An 18192-nucleotide genomic window follows, 5' to 3' on the forward strand; every position below is an offset into this window, starting at 1 on the left:
GGCGCTGAGGCCTAACGCCGCGAAGAGATAAAAAAGAGGAATGCCACGGCATTCCTCTTTTCGTTTCGTCGAGCCCTGTGGCGCGCGTCACTCCTGCATCAGGCGCAGGTCGATCGGCGTTTTGCTCGGTTCGCCGCCTACTTCACGCGTCAGGCGCGGCACCAGATAACCGGACACCTTGCTCAGCAGCGCCTGCATGATGACGCGCGCTTCATCGTCGCTGACCATGAAATGCGCCGCGCCCTGCACTTTGTCCAGCACGTGGATGTAATAGGGCAGGATGCCGGCGTCGAACAGCGCGTTGCTGAGCGCCGCCAGCGTATCGGCATCGTCGTTGACGTCGCGCAGCAGCACGCTCTGGTTGAGCAGCGTGACGCCGGCGAGGCGCAGCTGGGCCATGGCGCTCTGCAGCTCGCGGTCGATTTCGTTGGCGTGGTTGATGTGGGTGACCATCAGCACCTGCAGGCGCGAGGCCGACAGCAGGCGGCACAGCGCCGGCGTAATGCGCGCCGGGATCACCACCGGCAGACGGGTGTGAATGCGCAGGCGTTTCAGGTGCGGGATGGCCTCCAGCTCGCCGACCAGCCACTCCAGCTCGCTGTCTTTGGCCATCAGCGGATCGCCGCCGGAAAAAATGATCTCGTCCAGTTCCGGGTGTTGGCGGATATAATCCAGCGCCTGCCGCCAGTTGTTCTTGTTGCCCTGATTATCCTGATAGGGGAAGTGACGGCGGAAACAGTAACGGCAGTTGACCGCACAGCCGCCTTTGACCAGCAGCAGCGCGCGATTGCGGTATTTGTGCAGCAGGCCCGGCACCACGCTGCGCTGTTCATCCAGCGGATCGGTGGTGAACCCTGGGGCGTTGATGAACTCCTCTCTGGCGGTCAGCACCTGGCGCAGCAGCGGGTCGTTGGCATCGCCGGGGCGCATGCGCGCAGCGAAGGCGCGCGGCACGCGCAGGGCAAACAGCCGACGGGCATCGCGCCCCTGCGGCAGTTCCGGGTGCGTATTCAGTGACAAAAGCTGCAGTAATTCATCGGGATCGGTAATAACATCGGCGAGTTGATGCAACCAATCTTCTCTATGTGCCGTACTTTGGGTTATAATGTGTGCCATTTTTTTGGCTAAGCTACCAGTTCAAATATTCAGAGGGCCATCATGGCGACTTATTCTAGCAACGATTTCCGTCCGGGTCTTAAAATCATGTTCGAGGGCGAACCTTACGCCGTCGAAGCCAGTGAGTTCGTTAAGCCGGGCAAAGGCCAGGCGTTCGCGCGCGTGAAAATGCGCCGTCTGCTGACCGGCACCCGCGTGGAAAAAACCTTCAAGTCTACCGATTCTTGCGAAGGCGCAGACGTGATGGACACCAACATGAACTACCTGTACAGCGACGGTGAGTTCTACCACTTCATGCACCCTGAGTCTTTCGAACAGCATCAGGTTGACGGCAAAACCGTCGGCGACGCGGCCAAATGGCTGCAGGATAACGCAGAGTGCATCATCACCCTGTGGGATGGCCGTCCAATCGCCGTTCAGCCGCCGAACTTCATCGAAGCGGAAATCACCGATACCGATCCTGGCCTGAAAGGCGATACCGCAGGGACTGGCGGCAAGCCGGCTACCCTGAGCACCGGCGCCGTGGTAAAAGTGCCGTTGTTCGTCCAGATCGGCGAAGTGATCAAGGTTGACACTCGCTCTGGCGAATACGTCTCTCGCGTTAAGTAAGTTTCAAAACAGAGGAACCCCCGCGGTTCCTCTGTTTTATCCCATCCCCGTTCGTTGGCAGAAAATCCGCATGTTCAAGAAAACGCTGTTGGCCGTGCTCTCCCTGTTGTTCCTTTTCTCCCTCAGCAGTTGCAATACGTTTCGCGGTTTCGGCGAAGACGTTCAGCATCTCGGCGGCGCCATCTCCCGTACGGCCAGCTGATCCCGCCTTTAACCCGATGTATTTGCGCCACAAAGCCGGTCACGATCCCACACCCTCCGTCAATTTTGACTACGCTTAGAAAGCCGTACTTTTTCATCAACGACAAATAAGGACTTTCTTATGCTGAAGAAAAGTATTATCGCGATCTTCTCTTTGATGATTTTGAGCTCGCTGACCGCCTGTAATACCACCCGCGGTGTGGGTGAAGACATTCAGGCCGGCGGCAAGGCTATTCAGCGCAGCGCGGAATAATCCGCATTCCACCCGGCGGCGTTCCGGCTGCGGAGAGCCGCCACATTTCTATCCCTTGCCTGAGCGTTAACGCTGCTGCTATCCTGCCGCAGTGCGGGTGAGGTTACCCGTCATGCATCACCTCGCTAAACGGGACGACCCGTTTACGCGTCATTTTATCGGGGACGACCCCAGTGGTAGGGAGGCCGTCTCATGGCCTGGATTATTCTGCTTATCGCCGGTTTGCTCGAAGTGGTTTGGGCTATCGGTCTGAAATACACCCACGGTTTTACCCGGCTGACGCCGAGCATCATCACCATCGCCGCGATGGTGGTCAGCATGTTGCTGTTGGCCAACGCCATGAAAACGCTGCCCGCCGGCACCGCCTACGCGGTGTGGACCGGCATCGGCGCGGTGGGCGCGGCCATCATGGGCATGGTGCTGTTGGGCGAATCGACCAATATCGCGCGCATCATCAGCCTGTGCCTGATCGTGGTCGGCATACTCGGGCTGAAGTTCAGCAGTCAGTGATCGGCGGACTGCTGCACCCAGATCAGCTTGTCGGTGGCGAAACCGTAGCCTTTGGCTGTCTGCAATAAACGGTCGCGCACGGCGGCGTCAAGCGTCGGCGTGCGCGACAGGATCCACAGATAGTCGCGGTTCGGGCCGCAAACCAGCGCGTAGCCATACGCCGGATCCAGGGCAATCACATTGTAGCCGCCATAGAAAGGGCCGAAGAACGACACTTTCAGCGCCGCGACCTGCGGTGAACCGATAAAGTAGGCTTTGCCTTCGCTTTCTTGCCATTGCTGTTTTTGCGGATTGAAGCCGCGATTGATGACTTTCAGCCCGCCGTCGGCGCGTGGGCTGTAGTGGGCGGTCACCTGCTGCAAACCGCGTTCAAAACGATGATCCAGACGTGCGATCTCATACCAGGTGCCGAGATAGCGCTGGCTGTCGAAATTGTTCACGACCTTGATGTCTTTAGGCGGGGAGACGCTGCAGGCGACGGAGATCAGGGCGGAAAGCATGACGCAAAGCTTTGACCATAAACGCATCGGTGACTCCTGTTTACCGGGGGCGAGTAGACAGTGTAGCCGATGAGAAAAGGGCGGCCAACGGGCGTTGGCCACCCGAGCGGTTTACAGAGTGACGACGCCGATGACGGTGACGACGCTGAGGATTGCCGCCAGACCGTAGAACACCCACTTGCCGGCCGGCACGTGGATCTTCAGATCGTGCATCGCATGGTGGATGCGATGCAGGCCGCACCACAGCGGCAGAATGATCATCAGCAGCAGGAACAGGCGCCCGATCAGGCTCTGGCAGAACGCCAGCACGCGCTCGTAACCCAGCGCTTCACCGGGGAACAGCCCCAGCGGCAGCAGGATGCCGACCAGCAGCACGATAGCCGGCGCGACGATCGCGCCCCACATGCCGCCGGCGCCGAACAATCCCCAGAAAACCGGCTCGTCGGAGCGTTTAGGTGCTTGATTTATCATGTTTCCTCCGGATTAGAACAGGGCCACGGCCAGGATGACCACGCTGACGACGATCGTGACGGCCCACAGCCCTTTCACGATGGGGCCCGGTCCCATTTTCTCGCTGTTGACCACGATATTGGCGGCCTTCGGCGCCAGATCGAACCAGGTTTTGGTGTGCAGCGCCGCCGCCAGCAATGCGACGACGTTGATTAACAGCACCAGCGGATTCTGCAAGAAACCGACGAAGCCGGCCCAGCTCTCGGCGCCGCCCTTCAGCGCGAACACGCCGTAGAGCAGCACGATGCTGAACCAGACCGCCAGCACCGAGGTGCCTTCGCGCAGCATGTAGAAACGGTAGAAGCCGAGCTTTTGCCACCAGGTGGGCGTCATGGTGCGCACATAGGGCTTACGTTGAGTTGTCATGGCAATTTTCTCCCTTATTGCGGCTTCAACATGGCGATCATGAAGTCTTTGGCGCTCTCCACCTTGCCCTGCTGGATGGCGGCGGCGGGATCGACGTGTTTCGGACAGACTTCGGAGCAATAGCCGACGAAGGTGCAGCTCCAGACGCCGTTTTGGCCGTTGAGCTGCGGCATGCGCTGTTTCTTGCCGTGGTCGCGGTTGTCCAGGTTATAGCGGTGCGCCAGCGTGATCGCCGCCGGGCCGATAAACTCGGGGTTGAGGCCGAACTGGGGGCACGCCGCGTAGCACAGGCCGCAGTTGATGCAGCCGGAGAACTGGTGGTATTTGGCCATCTGCGCCGGAGTCTGCACGTTCGGGCCATCCTCCGGTTTGCGATCGTTGCCGATGATGTACGGTTTGATCGCCTCCAGGCTTTCGATGAAGTGGGTCATGTCGACCACCAGATCGCGCTCGATCGGGAAGTTGCCCAGCGCTTCGACCTTCATGCCGCCGACGTAGTCGCGCAGGAAGGTTTTGCACGCCAGCTTCGGCACGCGGTTGACCATCATGCCGCAGGAGCCGCAGATCGCCATGCGGCAAGACCAGCGGTAGGAGAGGTCCGGCGCCAGGTTATCCTTGATATAGCCCAGCGCGTCGAGCAGCGAGGTCTGTTCGTCGTAAGGCACGGCGTAAGTGACGAAATGCGGCTCGGCGTCGCTTTCCGGGTTATAGCGCATGACGTCGATCTTCAGGGTTTGCATCTCAGCCATTTGCCTGCTCCTTATTCTTTTTCTCCTGCGCTTCGGCTTCTGCGCCGTAGACGCGTTTGGCCGGCGGCAGCTTGGTGATTTTCACGTCGCTGTATTCAAGACGCGGCGCGCCCTGCGGATTGTGGAACGCCAGCGTATGCTTGAGGAAGTTGACGTCGTCACGCTCGGTGCAGCCTTCGTCCAGGCGCTGGTGGGCGCCGCGCGACTCTTTGCGGTTAAATGCGGAGTGCGCCATGCATTCAGCGACGTCCAGACCATAACCCAGCTCGATGGTGTACAGCAGATCGGTATTGAACACGCTGGTGTTGTCGGTGATTTTGACGCGCTTGAAACGTTCTTTCAGCTCGGCCAGCTTATCGATGGTTTTTTGCATCAGCTCCGGCGTGCGGTAGATGCCGCAGCCTTCTTCCATCGACAGCCCCATTTCGTCGCGGATCTTCGCCCAGTTTTCGTTGCCTTCCTGCTTCATCAGGTTGCTCAGGCGGGTTTCGACGTCGCGGGTTTGCGCATCCAGCGCGCTGCCGTTGGCCGGCGCGGTTTCCAGCGCGCGGCGCGCGGCGTGTTCACCGGCGACGCGGCCGAATACCACCAGTTCCGCCAGCGAGTTGGAGCCGAGACGGTTGGCGCCGTGCAGGCCGACGGAGGAACATTCGCCGACTGCGAACAGCCCCTTGATGCGGGTTTCGCAGTTCTGGTCGGTTTCAATGCCGCCCATGGTGTAGTGCGCGGTAGGGCGCACCGGGATCGGATCTTTCACCGGATCGACGCCGACGTAGGCTTTGGCCAGTTCACAGATGAACGGCAGCCGCTCCAGCAGCTTTTTCTCGCCCAGGTGGCGCAGATCGAGGTAGACCACGTCGCCGCGCGGGGTGGCGATGGTGCGGCCGGCACGCCATTCGTGCCAGAAGGCCTGGGACACTTTATCGCGCGGGCCCAGCTCCATGTATTTGTTCTTCGGCTCGCCCAGCGGGGTTTCCGGGCCCATGCCGTAGTCTTGCAGGTAACGGTAGCCGTCTTTGTTCACCAGAATGCCGCCTTCGCCGCGGCAGCCCTCGGTCATCAGGATGCCGGAACCGGGCAGGCCGGTCGGGTGATACTGCACGAACTCCATGTCGCGCAGCGGTATGCCGTGGTGGAACGCCATGCCCATGCCGTCGCCGGTAACGATGCCGCCGTTGGTGTTGTAGCGATAAACGCGCCCGGCGCCGCCGGTGGCCATCACCACCGCGTTGGCGCGGATCTGCACGCGGGTGCCTTCCATCATGTTGAGCGCCACCAGGCCGCGCGCCTGGCCGTCATCCACCAGGATATCCAGCACGAAGTGCTCGTCGAAGCGTTGGATTTGCGGGTATTTCAGCGAGGTCTGGAACAGGGTGTGCAGCATGTGGAAGCCGGTCTTGTCGGCGGCGAACCAGGTGCGTTCGATCTTCATGCCGCCGAAGCGCCGCACATTGACCGAACCGTCCGGTTTGCGGCTCCATGGGCAGCCCCACTGCTCAAGCTGGGTCATCTCGCGCGGGCACTGATGCACGAAGTGATCGACCACGTCCTGCTCGCACAGCCAGTCGCCACCGGCGACGGTGTCGTGGAAGTGATAGTCGAAGGTATCGTGATCCTGGGTGACGGCGGCGGAGCCCCCTCGGCGGCGACCGTGTGGCTGCGCATCGGGTAGACCTTAGAGATCAGCGCGATTTTCAGTTGGGGATTGGCTTCCGCTGCGGCTATTGCTGCACGTAAACCAGCGCCCCCGGCCCCAATAATGGCAAGATCGGCGTTAAAGGTTTGCACTGCATTCCTCCAATGTTCTTGTTAAGAACGGCAAGTTAAATATCTATGCTTAAAATTTAGCGAACTCTTCGGGTGCTAACTAATTGAACCGATTAATGTTGCTTAAAGGTTAAGGATAGATATCTCCCACCAATAATGGGGAATTAACTATACCTAAAGTTAAGTAGTCGAAATTTGATGTGATCGATTGTTTTGTCGATTAACGCTTGCCCGGCAGCCTTGTCTGTTTTTTTGTGCGTTCGGCCGGCTTTACTCTTTTTAACGCGCTTTTGCCGCCCTTTTATCGGAAATTGGCGTTATCGCCGGTTGCGCATCGTGAAGAATTTGTTTGGCTGCAAGGATGCGAGTAGACTGCATCCCCTGTTTGATTTCGGAGTTAATTACCATGAGCGAAACGGCAAGCTGGCAGCCTAGTGCACCCATCGCCAATTTGTTGAAACGCGCAGCGATTCTGGCTGAGATCCGGCGTTTCTTCGCCGATCGTGGTGTGCTGGAAGTTGAGACGCCCACCATGAGCCAGGCGACGGTCACCGACGTTCACCTGTTCCCGTTCGAGACGCGTTTCGTCGGGCCGGGAGCGGCAGAGGGCCTGACGCTATACATGATGACCAGCCCGGAATATCACATGAAGCGCCTGTTGGCGGCGGGCAGCGGCCCGATCTACCAAATGGGGCGCAGCTTCCGCAATGAAGAAGCCGGGCGGCATCACAACCCGGAATTCACCATGCTGGAGTGGTACCGTCCGCACTACGACATGTACCGCCTGATGAATGAAGTGGACGATCTGCTGCAGCAGGTGCTGGACTGCGAGAGCGCGGAGACCCTGTCCTATCAGCAGGCGTTCCTGCGCCATCTGGACATCGATCCGCTGTCGGCGGAGAAGGCGCAGCTGCGCGAAGCAGCGGCCAAACTCGATCTAAGCAACATCGCCGATACCGAAGAAGATCGCGATACGCTGCTGCAGCTGCTGTTCACCGTGGGCGTGGAACCGCATATCGGCCGTGAAAAACCGGCGTTCGTGTACCACTTCCCGGCCAGCCAGGCGGCGTTGGCGGAGATCAGCACCGAAGACCACCGCGTGGCGGAGCGTTTCGAGGTGTACTTCAAGGGTATCGAGCTGGCGAACGGTTTCCGCGAGCTGACCGACGGCCGTGAACAACAGCAGCGTTTCGAGCAGGACAACCGCAAACGCGCGGAGCGCGGCCTGCCGCAGCAACCGATCGACTACAACCTGTTGGCGGCGTTGCAGCACGGCATGCCGGAATGTTCCGGCGTGGCGCTGGGCGTGGATCGTCTGGTGATGCTGGCGCTGGGCGCCGAGAGCCTGAGCGACGTATTAGCCTTCCCGGTCGGGATCGCCTGACGTTTCAGGCGGCGAAAAAGCAAAAAGGGGTCGGCATTTGCCGACCCCTTTTTTTATCGCGAGAAGCGCTTACAGCCCCCCGGCGTCGCGCTTGGTGTTCGGCGCCGGCGTGGACGGCGGCGTGCGGCCGTTGTTGGTCAGCCGCGACAGTGTCTCGGTACGCACCTGGAACGGCGGGTACGGCAGCGTGATGCCGTGCTCGCGGTAGCCCGCCAGGATCAGCTGGTGGATCTCATGGCGCAGCGGCATACGGTGGCCCATCTCGGCGGCGTAAATACGCATCTCGAAGATCTGAATGCCTTGTTGCAGATCGACCAGATAGACCTCCGGCGCCGGGTTATCCAGCACCAGCGCGCAGCGCTCGGCGGCGTTCATCAGGATCTTGGTCACTTCTTCGCTGTTGGCCTCGCCCGGCGCCGGTACGGTCAGCACCACACGGGTCAGGGTATCCGACAGCGACCAGTTGACGAACTGCTCGGTGATAAACGCTTTGTTCGGCACGATGATCTCTTTGCGGTCCCAGTCCGAGATGGTGGTGGCGCGGGTATTGATCTTGGTGACGGTGCCGGTCAGATTGCGGATCGTCACGGTGTCGCCGATGCGGATCGGTTTCTCGAACAGGATGATCAAGCCGGAGATGAAGTTGGAGAAGATCTCCTGCATGCCGAAGCCCAACCCCAGACTGAGCGCGGTAACCACCCACTGCAGTTTCGACCATTCGATGCCGATCCAGGCGAAGCTGAGCACCGCGCCGAACAGCAGCAGCAGGTACTTGGTGATGGTGGTGATGGCGTAGCCGGTGCCCGGGGACAGATCCAGGTGCTGCAGCACCGCCAGCTCCAGCAGCGCCGGCAGGTTGCGCACCAGCTGCATGGTGATGATCAACACCAGAATGGCGATCAGAACCGCGCCGAGGGTGATCGGATGGGCGGTTTCCACGCCGTTCACCGTCGAGGTTACGTCCCACAGCGAGATGTTTTCCAGGAAGGCGAACGCGGAGTGGATCTCCGACCACAGTACGATCACCGACACCAGCGCGATCAGCGTTAGGATCGAACGCACCAGCCGCAGCGACTGGGCGCTGATGGTGTCCAGATCGAAGTCAGAATCGTCCGGATCGATGGCGCCTTCGGTGCTGTTCGGGGTATGTGAAGTTTCGTCTTCGCCGCGGGCGCGCTGGGCCAGAATGTCGGCGCGGCGCTGCTTGGCGCGATCGAAGGCGATGCGCCGCCGTTGGATCAACATCCAACGGCGGATGATGTGGTAGACGACCAGCAGCAGGAACCAGATCGCCACCGAAGTTTCCAGACGCGCCAACAGCGCCTGCGCGGTGGTGAGGTAACCGACGGTCGAGGCCAGCGCCGCCAGCAGCGGCGCCGACAGCAGCAGCCCCCAGAAGGCGCTGTTGAGCATGTTGTCGCCGGAGCCGTTTTTATCCAGATACAGCGGAATGCCGGCGCGTTTCAGGCTGTGGGTGACCAGCGCCAGCGCCAGACACAGCAGGATGAAGCACAGCCGCCCCAGGGTGTTGGCGAACTCGCGTTCTTTCAGGCTATCGAAGGTGATCAGCGCCATGATCAGCGGCACGATCAGCCAGATCGACATCTTGTAGTAGCGCATGGCGCGCGAAACCTGCTTCGCCGGCCAGCGGAAGTGCACGATGAACAGTCCCTGCGGGTGGGCGAAGGCGGCGCAGATCATGCAGATCCACAGGATCGGCAGCGTGGCGGTTACTCCTTTGCCGATCGCTTCCGCCACCGGGTAGTTCCAGGCGCTTTGCAGGCCGTAACCGAGCGCGGCCCACAGCACCGGCAGCGGCATCGCCACCAGAATCGACCAGAACACGGTGCGCACCGTCAGGAAGAATTCGTCCTGCGTCACCTTGCCGACACGGCTGCTCGCGCGCTCGAGGAAGGCGTGGTAATGCTTGCGCGAGCTGATGCTGAAAATCACCAGCAGCAGGGCGCCGAAGATCGGGATCAGCGTTTCGCGGCTGGTCACCATCATCATGAAGGCGCCGCCGAGTTGAGACAGCGTGTCCAGCGACAGGACGCGCGTCAGATCGTGCGCCACGTTGAGCGGGTAGGAGAAGTTGATCGGATTGACGTCCGGCACCCAGAACAGATAGCGGTGGGTGGCGTCGCGAATTTCGTTCAACGCTTCGATCAGCTGGGTGTTGGCCACCTTCAGCTTGGTCAGCTCGAGGATTTGGGTGTCGCACCCGGATAATAACGAGTTGAGCAGCTCGCGCTGGGTGCGCAGCTGGGCATCGACGATGCGTTGCTCCTGGTTGGTCAGCGCGCTGCCGTCGTCGCGTTTGAATTCGCGCTGCGACAGTTTTTCCAGCTGGTTTTCAAACTGCAGGCGCTGCACGCGCAGCTGGGCCATGTCGCCGTCCAGCTGTTGCGGCTTGGGCATTTCCGGCAGTGTCGCCACCTGGGCGCGCAGGGTTTCCCCCAGCGCCGACGACGAACCGAGCCATTGGGCCTGCTCGATGATGGTGCTCAGCGCCTGGCGCACCTGCAGCGTCTGCGCCGCCGCCTGCCGCTGCTGCGATGAAATCAGATCCATGCGCTGCGCCTGGCTGTTCAGCGCGGCGGACAGTTCGCGGTTGATCTGCAGCTGCTGGCTGATGCTTTTTGGCAAATCGCCGTTCTGCTCGGCCAACTGCTCGGTTTTTTCCAGCGCCAGCTCTGCTTCGCGTTGGCGTTGGGCGTTGAGGTTATTGCGCAGCGCCTGCAGCTGAACGTCTATTTTCTCGTGGCGCTTTTTATAGACCTCGGCGCGCATGCGCGCCAGCTCCTGACGGTTGTTGGCCGACAGCTGCGCCAGCTCCAGCTCGTCCACTTTGGCTTTGCGCGCCGCGGCTTCGGCCTGCAGCAGGGCCAGTGCGGCCTGCGCATACGGCGTGGTCGGGTTGGCGGGCTGCGCCTGCAGACGGCGCTGCACTTCCGTCAGCGCACGGCGGGCGTCGGTCTGCTGCTGCGGCAGCTGGCCGAGCGAATCGCTGATCTCCCGCGTGCGATCCTGTTCTTGCTGCAGCAGGCGCGCCTGTTCCAGCAGCAGGCTGCTGGTTTGCAGGATCTGCTGTTCCAGCTCGGCGGCCGGCAGATCGTCGCCGTTAGGCAAGATCTTGTTGCTTTCCAGCACCAGCTGACGGCGCAGTTCCTGCGTCATCTTCGGAAAATCGTCGATCACCCTCTGATACTGCTCGGAGCGAGTCTGCGACTCTTTGCGCTCCGTCAGCCAGTTGAGGGCGCTTTGCAGCGCCTCGGTGGTTTCCGCCTGATTCGGCGCGTTTTTGCTGCTTTCCGCCTGCTTCAGCTCCTGTTTGAGCTGGGTCTCGGTCGGCACGGGGGCGGCCAGCGCCGGTTGCCACAGCAGGCAACCGAGCAAAAGCGTGATGAATAGGCGCACGGCGTCGATTCCTTTAGAGCGGGGTCTGTGGCGTTTCAGCGGCGGCCGGAATTTCGGCGAAGGCTTCACCCATGCGGGTGACGGTGCCGTTATGCAGCTGCGGCGCAAACTGCACGCTGCCTGCGGTAAACAGGTTGATCACCGTGGAGCCGAGTTTGAAACGGCCCATCTCGGCGCCTTTTTCCAGCGCGATGGCGCCTTCTTCGCCGGCGGCCGGGTAGGTCCAGCGTTTGATGATGCCTTCGCGCGGCGGCGTGACGGTGCCGGCCCAGACGGTTTCGATGCTGCCGACGATGGTGGCGCCGACCAGGATTTGCACCATCGGCCCGATGTCGGTGTCGAATACGCAGATCACGCGCTCGTTGCGCGCGAACAGATTAGGCACGTTGGCGGCGGTGAGCGGGTTGACCGAGAACAAATCGCCCGGCACATAGATCATTTCGCGCAGCACGCCGGCGCACGGCATGTGTACGCGGTGATAGTCGCGCGGCGCCAGATAGGTGGTGGCGAACAGGCCGTTGCGGAACGGCTCGGCCAACAGATAGTTGCCGGCCAGCAGCGCTTCGAGGCTGTAGTGGTGGCCTTTGGCCTGGAAGATTTGATCGTCGCGGATCGGGCCGAGCTGGCTGATGGCGCCATCGGCAGGCAGCGCCAGCCAGTTGGCGTCGGCGATGATGGGGCGCGCGCCGTCGCGCAGCGGGCGCACGAAGAAATCGTTGAAGGTGGCGTAAGACGCCAGGTCCGGATTTTGCGCTTCCTGCATGTCCACGCGGTAGTAGCGGGCGAAGGTTTTGACCACCAGTTGGGTCAGCCAGCCGGCCCGTTTGTCGGCGCCCCAGCCCGCCAGGCGGGTCAGCGCCAGCTTCGGCAGCCAATATTGCAGTTTAATCTTGATGCTATCCAGCACGTTAACCTCGTGAATCAGGGTAAAGGGCGCGCATTGTAACGAGGGCTCCGCCGTCGTCAATGCTCGCTCGTCAGTGTCAGTCTGCGGCGTCCGTGAAGTTCTTGCGAACCTTCACCTGCGCCATGCTTTCCAGAATACGGTGATAGTTGTCGAACCGCTCTTGCGCGATATCGCCTTTCTCCATCGCCGCGCGAATGGCGCAGCCGGGATCGGTATCGTGGCGGCAGTCGCGGAATTTGCAACCGCCTAAATAATCACGGAATTCGACAAAGCCGCGGGTGATTTGTTCCGGCTCCAGGTGCCACAGGCCAAACTCGCGCACCCCCGGGGAGTCGATCACGTCGCCGCCGTGCTGGAAATGGTACAGCCGCGCGGCGGTGGTGGTATGTTGCCCGAGGCCCGAGACGTCGGAAACCTGATTTACCAGAATTTGCTCTTCAGACGGCGGCAGCAGCGCGTTCAGCAAGCTGGACTTGCCGACCCCGGACTGACCGGCGAAGATGCTGATGCGCCCGGCCAGCGCCTGTTCGAACTCCGCCATGCCTTCCCGCGTTTGGCTGGAGACTTCCAGCACCCGGTAGCCAATCTTGCGATAGATATCCATCATGCCGTCGACCAGCTTGCGCGCTTCGGCGTCCAGCAGGTCAATTTTGTTGAGCACGATCAGCGGCTCGACTTCGAGCGTTTCGCAGGCCACCAGATAACGGTCGATGATGTTCAGCGACAGCTCGGGCAGGATCGCCGACACGATGACGATCTGATTGATATTGGCGGCGATCGGCTTCACGCCGTCATAGAAGTCCGGGCGCGTCAGCACCGAGGTGCGTTCGTGCACCGCTTCCACAATGCCTTTTACCCCTTCATGGGCGCCCAGGCCGGGGCGCCACACCACGCGATCGCCGGTCACCAGCGAACGCAATGTGCGGCGGATGTTGCAGCGGTGCTGAGTGCCATCCGGCGCCTCAACGTCGGCGTGCATGCCGAAACGACTGATGACGACGCCTTCCTGCGGCTCGCCCAGCTGGGAATCATCCGGTTCCGGTTTGTTATCGGCGCGCTTCAGACGGCGCTGATGGTTCGCCTGCACGCGGCGTTGCTGACCTTTGGACAGTTTGTTCTTACTCACTGCGCCTCACTTGAATCGGTTTTATACCTTTACGTATACGCACAGCCGCGGCGGGGGACTTGCCCCGGGCGCAGCCTTGAACCCGTCAGGGTATATGTCGCCCATGGCGACCAAAAAGACTATGATACACGCTATTTTATATTAAATAACCGTTGTTAGCCGCCGGCTGCGGCGTGTCGCCATCGGCGGCGGCCGTCGTCTCGTCCGCACAGCGTTTTTCTCTCGGCTTTTAGGCAGGAAACATCATGACAGCAAACGAAAATAACCTGATTTGGATCGATTTGGAGATGACCGGGCTGGATCCCGAGCGTGACCGCATTATCGAGATCGCCACGCTGGTCACCGACGCCAATCTGAACATCCTGGCGGAAGGGCCGGTGATCGCCGTGCACCAATCCGACGAGCAGCTGGCCTTGATGGACGAGTGGAACGTGCGCACCCATACCGGCAGCGGGCTGGTGGAGCGGGTGAAAGCCAGCCGGCAGGACGATCGCGCCGCCGAGCTGGAAACCATCGCCTTCCTGCAGCAATGGGTGCCGGCCGGTAAATCGCCGATCTGCGGCAACAGCGTGGGCCAGGATCGCCGTTTCCTGTTCCGCTACATGCCGGAGCTGGAGGCCTACTTCCATTACCGCTACCTGGACGTCAGCACGCTGAAAGAACTGGCGCGCCGTTGGAAGCCGGAAATTCTCGGCGGCTTTAAGAAGCAGGGCACCCATCAGGCGCTGGATGACATCCGCGAATCGGTGGCCGAACTGGCTTATTACCGCGAGCATTTCATTCAGCTTTAAGGCGATGGCGGCCTCTGCGGGGAAAAAATGCCGTTTTTAGCCGCTTAATTCGCCAATCTGGCGCTTTAATCGGCAATCAAACAAAAATCGCGTTTTTTTGCTTTCAGGGGCTTGCGACAAAAAGGATTTCTCGTATAATGCGCACCCCGTACCGATGAAGAATTTCGTAACGTTCCACCATCGATACGCCGGGCGGGAATAGCTCAGTTGGTAGAGCACGACCTTGCCAAGGTCGGGGTCGCGAGTTCGAGTCTCGTTTCCCGCTCCAAATTCAACAATGTCGCGATGCGGCATGATGAATAAATAAAGCAGTATCAAGCAGTACCTATGCGACGCGGGAATAGCTCAGTTGGTAGAGCGCAACCTTGCCAAGGTTGAGGTCGCGAGTTCGAGCCTCGTTTCCCGCTCCAAAATTCAAAGGTCACGCCAGTGTTTGGTGACCGGATGCCAAAAGCATCTCAATGCGGGAATAGCTCAGTTGGTAGAGCACGACCTTGCCAAGGTCGGGGTCGCGAGTTCGAGTCTCGTTTCCCGCTCCAATTTTCTCTTCGTTTCAAACTCAAATCCAACGCCTTCTCCGGCGCGGGTTTTTGTCCCGTTTTACACACCTGCTAAAAACGTTGTGAACAGAGTTATCCACAGTCTCTGTACATAAACCCGCCAGCCTGAAAAATCAACGTCATACAAATTAAATATTTACATATTTGATTTATAAGCTTATTTATTTATCCCAAAACGTTATGCCGATCACTTGCTCTTTTTGTTGCAGTTGAAAGACAACGTGTTTTTATTTTTATGCACAAATCCACAGAGTGAGATTTCGGGCGATACGCCCGTGCGGCGCACCCCGTCAGGCATCCCTTGGCAAACCTTTTTCCACAGCCCGTATCAACCGTTTTTTCTGCGCCGTTTGCACCTCGATGCCCTGCGCTTCACGGCGAGCGAGCTGTTGCGCCAGCGCCCAGTGGATATGTTCGTCCAGCATGGCGTCCTGGTCCAAACGCGTGCGCAGCGCGAGCACGATGCTGTCCTCATAAGGCGCATTGCCCAGCGCCACGGCGATATTGCGCAGCCAGCGCAGGTGACCGATGCGGCGTATCGCCGAGCCTTCGGTGATGCGCAGGAATTTTTCTTCCGTCCAACTGAACAGATCGATCAGCTGCGGCGCATGCAGCGCGGCGCGCGGGCTGAAATCGTCTTCGTCGGTGAGTTGCGAAAATCGGTTCCACGGGCAGATCAGCTGGCAGTCGTCGCAGCCGTAGATACGGTTGCCGAGCAGCGGCCGGAATTCCTCCGGGATCGCGCCTTCCAGTTCGATGGTCAGATAGGAAATGCAGCGCCGGGCATCGACGGTGTAGGGCGCGACGATGGCCCCGGTCGGGCAAGTGGTGATGCAGGCGACGCAGCGGCCGCACTGCTCTTCCTGCGGCTTATCCACCGGCAGCGGCAGGTCGATCAGCAGTTCGCCGAGGAAAAACCAGGATCCGGCTTCGCGGTTAAGAATTAGTGAGTGTTTACCAACCCAGCCAATGCCCGCCTTGGCGGCAAGCGCGCGCTCCATGACCGGCGCCGAGTCGACAAAGGGGCGGAAATTCAGTTCGCCGCAGTAGGCCTGGATCTGATCGCCCAACTTTTTCAGGCGCTGACGCAACAGCTTGTGATAATCGCGCCCCAGCGCATAGCGGCTGACGTAGCCCAATTGCGGGTTCTGCAGGGTGCTGGCGAACGCCGCCTTGGCCGGCAGGTAGTTCATGCGTACGCTGATCACCCGCAGCGTGCCCGGCAACAGCTCGTGAGGGCGTGCGCGCAGCATGCCGTGGCGCGCCATCCACTCCATCTCGCCGTGGTACTGTTTGTCGAGCCAGGCCTGCAGCTTCGGCTCTTCCAGGCTGAGATCGGTATCGCAGATGCCAACCTGCTGGAATCCTAGCGATTGCCCCCATTGCTTGATATGTTGGGCGAGTTGATGGAGATCGAGGGGGTGCGTCATGACGGGCCACAGTGAAAAAGCATACGCTGACAGTTTACCACACTCTGTCTGGCCTGCGGATTGGATCCGTCGTTCGGAACCCGCGGCGGCGGCCTCGCTCGGTCTTTCTCTTTACGATTTAATGCTGCGCGCCGGTCAGGCGGCCTACGTACTGGCGCGCGACACTTATCCCTCCTGCAACCACTGGCTGGTGCTCTGTGGCCACGGCAACAACGGCGGCGACGGCTATGTGGTGGCGCGTTTGGCGAAGGCGGCGGGCGTGCAGGTGACGGTGATCGCCTGCGAAGGCGCACGCCCTTTGCCGCCGGAGGCCGCAGCGGCCCGCGAGGCTTGGCTGGCCGCTGGCGGCGATATTCTGCCGGCGAACAGCCGCTGGCCGGCGTCCGTCTCTCTTATTATCGACGGTCTGTTAGGCACCGGCCTGGGCAGCGCGCCGCGCGCGCCTTACGATGCGCTGATCGAGGCCGCCAACCGCCATTCGGCGCCGGTGGTGGCGCTCGATATTCCGTCCGGGCTGCTGGCGGAAAGCGGCGCGGCGCCGGGCGCGGTCGTGCGTGCCGCGCATACCGTCACGTTCATTGGCCTCAAGCCGGGCTTGCTGACCGGGCAGGCGCGCGACTGGGTCGGGCAACTTCATCAGAATACGCTAGGCTTATCGGATTGGTTGGCGAAGCAACCGGAACAGATTCAGCGGCTTACCGCCGAGGCGTTGCCGCGCTGGCTGCATCCGCGGCGCCCCTGCGCTCATAAGGGCGAGCATGGCCGTCTGCTGCTGGTGGGCGGCGACCGCGGATTCGGCGGCGCCATTCGCATGGCGGCGGAAGCGGCGCTGCGCAGCGGGGCTGGATTGGTGCGAGTGCTTACTCACATTGAGCACGTCGCGCCGCTGCTGGCGGCCAGGCCGGAGTTGATGGCGCAGGCGCTGGACGAGACGACCTTGCGGCAGGCGATGCAATGGGCGGACGTGCTGGTGATTGGCCCGGGGCTGGGCCAGGCTGAGTGGGGCAAAAACGCCTTGAACGTGCTGCAAACCAGCGATAAACCGGCCTTGTGGGACGCCGATGCGCTGAACTTGCTGGCATTAAATCCCGAGAAACGGCAGAATCGCGTGATGACTCCGCATCCCGGAGAGGCGGCGCGGCTGTTGAGCTGCAGCACTGCCGACATCGAGAGTGATCGCTTACTTGCCGTGCGTAACCTGACGGCGCGCTATGGCGGCGTGGCGGTGCTGAAAGGCGCCGGCACGCTGATCGCCGATGAGCAGGGCCAGATGGCGCTCGCCGACGTCGGCAATGCCGGCATGGCCTCCGGCGGCATGGGCGATGTGCTGTCGGGCATCATCGGCGGTTTGCTGGCGCAAAAGCTCTCGCTGTATGATGCCGCCTGTGCGGGCTGCGTCGTACACGGCGCGGCCGGCGATCGCGTAGCGGAAAGACAAGGAACAAGAGGCATGTTGGCGACCGATTTACTGCCGGACATCCTTCATTTCGTTAACCCTGAGTGGGCAAAATAGACTTTATCGAATGAAAGAACTCGTTTTACCTCTGCCGGACGAGGCAGCGACTGTCGCTTTGGGCACCACTTTGGCCAAGGCCTGCGATCGCGCCAGCGTCATCTATCTCTACGGCGACCTGGGCGCCGGTAAAACCACCTTCAGCCGTGGCTTCCTGCAGGCGTTGGGGCATCAGGGCAATGTCAAAAGCCCGACCTACACGCTGGTGGAGCCCTATGCCTTGCAGCCCTTGGCGGTATATCACTTCGATCTGTATCGCCTGGCCGATCCGGAAGAGCTTGAATTTATGGGCATTCGCGATTACTTCGCGCAAGACGCCATCTGCCTGGTCGAATGGCCGCAGCAGGGCACCGGCGTGCTGCCGGAGCCGGATCTGGCGCTGCACCTCAGCTATCAGGGCGAGGGGCGAGAGGCGAAGATCGAGGCGATTTCTGCTTACGGCAGCCAGCTGTTAGACCGTATTCATGGATCACAGGGATGATG

General features: G+C 60.7%; 17 protein-coding genes, 3 tRNA genes and 1 pseudogene. 11 read left to right on the top strand and 10 right to left on the bottom strand.

Features of this window, described 5'->3' with window-relative positions; all coding sequences use genetic code 11:
• Window positions 1–87: 87 nt before the first annotated feature.
• Window positions 88–1116 (bottom strand): EF-P beta-lysylation protein EpmB, encoded by a 1029-nt coding sequence (gene epmB / locus ACORQT_RS01565; protein ID WP_042783506.1) that lies wholly within the window; start codon window positions 1114–1116, stop codon window positions 88–90.
• A gap of 42 nt (window positions 1117–1158) precedes the next feature.
• Between epmB and efp the strand changes: the two genes are divergently transcribed.
• The 4 genes from efp (at window position 1159) to sugE (ending at window position 2689) form a co-directional block, all read left to right on the top strand.
• Window positions 1159–1725 (top strand): elongation factor P, encoded by a 567-nt coding sequence (gene efp, locus ACORQT_RS01570; RefSeq protein WP_004929666.1) that lies wholly within the window; start codon window positions 1159–1161, stop codon window positions 1723–1725.
• A gap of 70 nt (window positions 1726–1795) precedes the next feature.
• Window positions 1796–1927, top strand: coding sequence for an entericidin A/B family lipoprotein (locus ACORQT_RS01575; protein WP_004929667.1), 132 nt, complete (start codon window positions 1796–1798; stop codon window positions 1925–1927).
• A 120-nt stretch (window positions 1928–2047) separates the two neighbouring features.
• Entirely contained in the window at window positions 2048–2179 is a 132-nt protein-coding gene (locus ACORQT_RS01580; protein WP_004929668.1) for an entericidin A/B family lipoprotein, read from the top strand.
• Window positions 2180–2371: 192 nt separating this feature from the next.
• Window positions 2372–2689 carry a quaternary ammonium compound efflux SMR transporter SugE gene (sugE, locus tag ACORQT_RS01585; RefSeq protein ID WP_033641610.1) on the top strand — a complete coding sequence of 106 codons (318 nt, stop codon included), beginning with the start codon at window positions 2372–2374 and terminating at the stop codon, window positions 2687–2689.
• Here the strand turns inward: sugE and blc are convergent.
• The 5 genes and pseudogenes from blc to frdA all read right to left on the bottom strand — a co-directional run bounded on the left by blc (window position 2683) and on the right by frdA (window position 6602).
• Window positions 2683–3216, bottom strand: a complete 534-nt coding sequence (gene blc / locus ACORQT_RS01590; protein WP_164057935.1) for an outer membrane lipoprotein Blc — start codon at window positions 3214–3216, stop codon at window positions 2683–2685. The two genes, sugE and blc, sit on opposite strands and share 7 nt — an antisense overlap.
• Before the next feature lie 84 nt (window positions 3217–3300).
• The gene (gene frdD / locus ACORQT_RS01595) at window positions 3301–3660 is read right to left on the bottom strand and encodes a fumarate reductase subunit FrdD (RefSeq protein WP_004929672.1); all 360 of its coding nucleotides are present in this window, start codon (window positions 3658–3660) and stop codon (window positions 3301–3303) included.
• 12 nt (window positions 3661–3672) lie between these two features.
• Entirely contained in the window at window positions 3673–4065 is a 393-nt protein-coding gene (gene frdC, locus ACORQT_RS01600; protein WP_025305010.1) for a fumarate reductase subunit FrdC, read from the bottom strand.
• A 14-nt stretch (window positions 4066–4079) separates the two neighbouring features.
• Complete coding sequence (locus ACORQT_RS01605; protein WP_004929676.1) at window positions 4080–4814, bottom strand: succinate dehydrogenase/fumarate reductase iron-sulfur subunit; 735 nt, start codon at window positions 4812–4814, stop codon at window positions 4080–4082.
• A pseudogene (frdA, locus tag ACORQT_RS01610) lies at window positions 4807–6602 on the bottom strand (fumarate reductase (quinol) flavoprotein subunit). Before frdA ends, ACORQT_RS01605 begins: the two are co-directional and overlap by 8 nt.
• A 385-nt stretch (window positions 6603–6987) precedes the next feature.
• Here frdA and epmA point away from each other — a divergent pair.
• Complete coding sequence (gene epmA / locus ACORQT_RS01615; protein ID WP_004929681.1) at window positions 6988–7965, top strand: elongation factor P--(R)-beta-lysine ligase; 978 nt, start codon at window positions 6988–6990, stop codon at window positions 7963–7965.
• A 69-nt stretch (window positions 7966–8034) separates the two neighbouring features.
• Here the strand turns inward: epmA and mscM are convergent, their stop codons facing one another.
• The 3 genes from mscM to rsgA all read right to left on the bottom strand — a co-directional run bounded on the left by mscM (window position 8035) and on the right by rsgA (window position 13415).
• Window positions 8035–11382 (bottom strand): miniconductance mechanosensitive channel MscM, encoded by a 3348-nt coding sequence (gene mscM / locus ACORQT_RS01620; protein ID WP_042783512.1) that lies wholly within the window; start codon window positions 11380–11382, stop codon window positions 8035–8037.
• A 13-nt stretch (window positions 11383–11395) separates the two neighbouring features.
• The gene (gene asd / locus ACORQT_RS01625) at window positions 11396–12289 is read right to left on the bottom strand and encodes an archaetidylserine decarboxylase (RefSeq protein ID WP_147838218.1); all 894 of its coding nucleotides are present in this window, start codon (window positions 12287–12289) and stop codon (window positions 11396–11398) included.
• 76 nt (window positions 12290–12365) lie between these two features.
• On the bottom strand, window positions 12366–13415 hold the full coding sequence (rsgA, locus tag ACORQT_RS01630) for a small ribosomal subunit biogenesis GTPase RsgA (protein WP_033641617.1): 1050 nt from the start codon (window positions 13413–13415) through the stop codon (window positions 12366–12368).
• Window positions 13416–13660: 245 nt separating this feature from the next.
• On the opposite strand from rsgA, the gene orn reads away from it, so the two are divergent.
• The 4 genes from orn (at window position 13661) to ACORQT_RS01650 (ending at window position 14745) form a co-directional block, all read left to right on the top strand.
• The gene (orn, locus tag ACORQT_RS01635) at window positions 13661–14206 is read left to right on the top strand and encodes an oligoribonuclease (RefSeq protein WP_033641618.1); all 546 of its coding nucleotides are present in this window, start codon (window positions 13661–13663) and stop codon (window positions 14204–14206) included.
• A gap of 192 nt (window positions 14207–14398) precedes the next feature.
• Window positions 14399–14474: transfer RNA gene (locus ACORQT_RS01640), tRNA-Gly, on the top strand.
• 66 nt (window positions 14475–14540) lie between these two features.
• Window positions 14541–14616 (top strand) — tRNA-Gly (locus ACORQT_RS01645).
• Window positions 14617–14669: 53 nt separating this feature from the next.
• Window positions 14670–14745, top strand: a tRNA-Gly gene (locus tag ACORQT_RS01650).
• Window positions 14746–15056: 311 nt separating this feature from the next.
• Here ACORQT_RS01650 and queG read toward each other — a convergent pair.
• Window positions 15057–16196, bottom strand: a complete 1140-nt coding sequence (gene queG, locus ACORQT_RS01655) for a tRNA epoxyqueuosine(34) reductase QueG (protein WP_042783514.1) — start codon at window positions 16194–16196, stop codon at window positions 15057–15059.
• Between queG and nnr the strand changes: the two genes are divergently transcribed.
• Window positions 16195–17709: a bifunctional ADP-dependent NAD(P)H-hydrate dehydratase/NAD(P)H-hydrate epimerase gene (gene nnr, locus ACORQT_RS01660; protein ID WP_042783515.1), complete on the top strand. Its 1515-nt coding sequence runs from the start codon at window positions 16195–16197 to the stop codon at window positions 17707–17709. The two genes, queG and nnr, sit on opposite strands and share 2 nt — an antisense overlap.
• A gap of 10 nt (window positions 17710–17719) precedes the next feature.
• The gene (gene tsaE, locus ACORQT_RS01665) at window positions 17720–18190 is read left to right on the top strand and encodes a tRNA (adenosine(37)-N6)-threonylcarbamoyltransferase complex ATPase subunit type 1 TsaE (RefSeq protein WP_025305017.1); all 471 of its coding nucleotides are present in this window, start codon (window positions 17720–17722) and stop codon (window positions 18188–18190) included.
• The last annotated feature ends 2 nt before the right edge of the window (window positions 18191–18192 follow it).

The organism is Serratia sp. (in: enterobacteria) (assembly GCF_052400455.1).
Classification (GTDB): Bacteria; Pseudomonadota; Gammaproteobacteria; order Enterobacterales; family Enterobacteriaceae; genus Serratia; species Serratia ureilytica.

What these genes read in the sequence shown, in the direction of transcription:
- epmB (WP_042783506.1), bottom strand. Translation starts at nt 1,116, where the DNA reads ATGGCACACATTATAACCCAAAGTACGGCACATAGAGAAGATTGGTTG.
- efp (WP_004929666.1), top strand. Translation starts at nt 1,159, where the DNA reads ATGGCGACTTATTCTAGCAACGATTTCCGTCCGGGTCTTAAAATCATG.
- ACORQT_RS01575 (WP_004929667.1), top strand. Translation starts at nt 1,796, where the DNA reads ATGTTCAAGAAAACGCTGTTGGCCGTGCTCTCCCTGTTGTTCCTTTTC.
- ACORQT_RS01580 (WP_004929668.1), top strand. Translation starts at nt 2,048, where the DNA reads ATGCTGAAGAAAAGTATTATCGCGATCTTCTCTTTGATGATTTTGAGC.
- sugE (WP_033641610.1), top strand. Translation starts at nt 2,372, where the DNA reads ATGGCCTGGATTATTCTGCTTATCGCCGGTTTGCTCGAAGTGGTTTGG.
- blc (WP_164057935.1), bottom strand. Translation starts at nt 3,216, where the DNA reads ATGCGTTTATGGTCAAAGCTTTGCGTCATGCTTTCCGCCCTGATCTCC.
- frdD (WP_004929672.1), bottom strand. Translation starts at nt 3,660, where the DNA reads ATGATAAATCAAGCACCTAAACGCTCCGACGAGCCGGTTTTCTGGGGA.
- frdC (WP_025305010.1), bottom strand. Translation starts at nt 4,065, where the DNA reads ATGACAACTCAACGTAAGCCCTATGTGCGCACCATGACGCCCACCTGG.
- ACORQT_RS01605 (WP_004929676.1), bottom strand. Translation starts at nt 4,814, where the DNA reads ATGGCTGAGATGCAAACCCTGAAGATCGACGTCATGCGCTATAACCCG.
- epmA (WP_004929681.1), top strand. Translation starts at nt 6,988, where the DNA reads ATGAGCGAAACGGCAAGCTGGCAGCCTAGTGCACCCATCGCCAATTTG.
- orn (WP_033641618.1), top strand. Translation starts at nt 13,661, where the DNA reads ATGACAGCAAACGAAAATAACCTGATTTGGATCGATTTGGAGATGACC.
- nnr (WP_042783515.1), top strand. Translation starts at nt 16,195, where the DNA reads ATGACGGGCCACAGTGAAAAAGCATACGCTGACAGTTTACCACACTCT.
- queG (WP_042783514.1), bottom strand. Translation starts at nt 16,196, where the DNA reads ATGACGCACCCCCTCGATCTCCATCAACTCGCCCAACATATCAAGCAA.
- tsaE (WP_025305017.1), top strand. Translation starts at nt 17,720, where the DNA reads ATGAAAGAACTCGTTTTACCTCTGCCGGACGAGGCAGCGACTGTCGCT.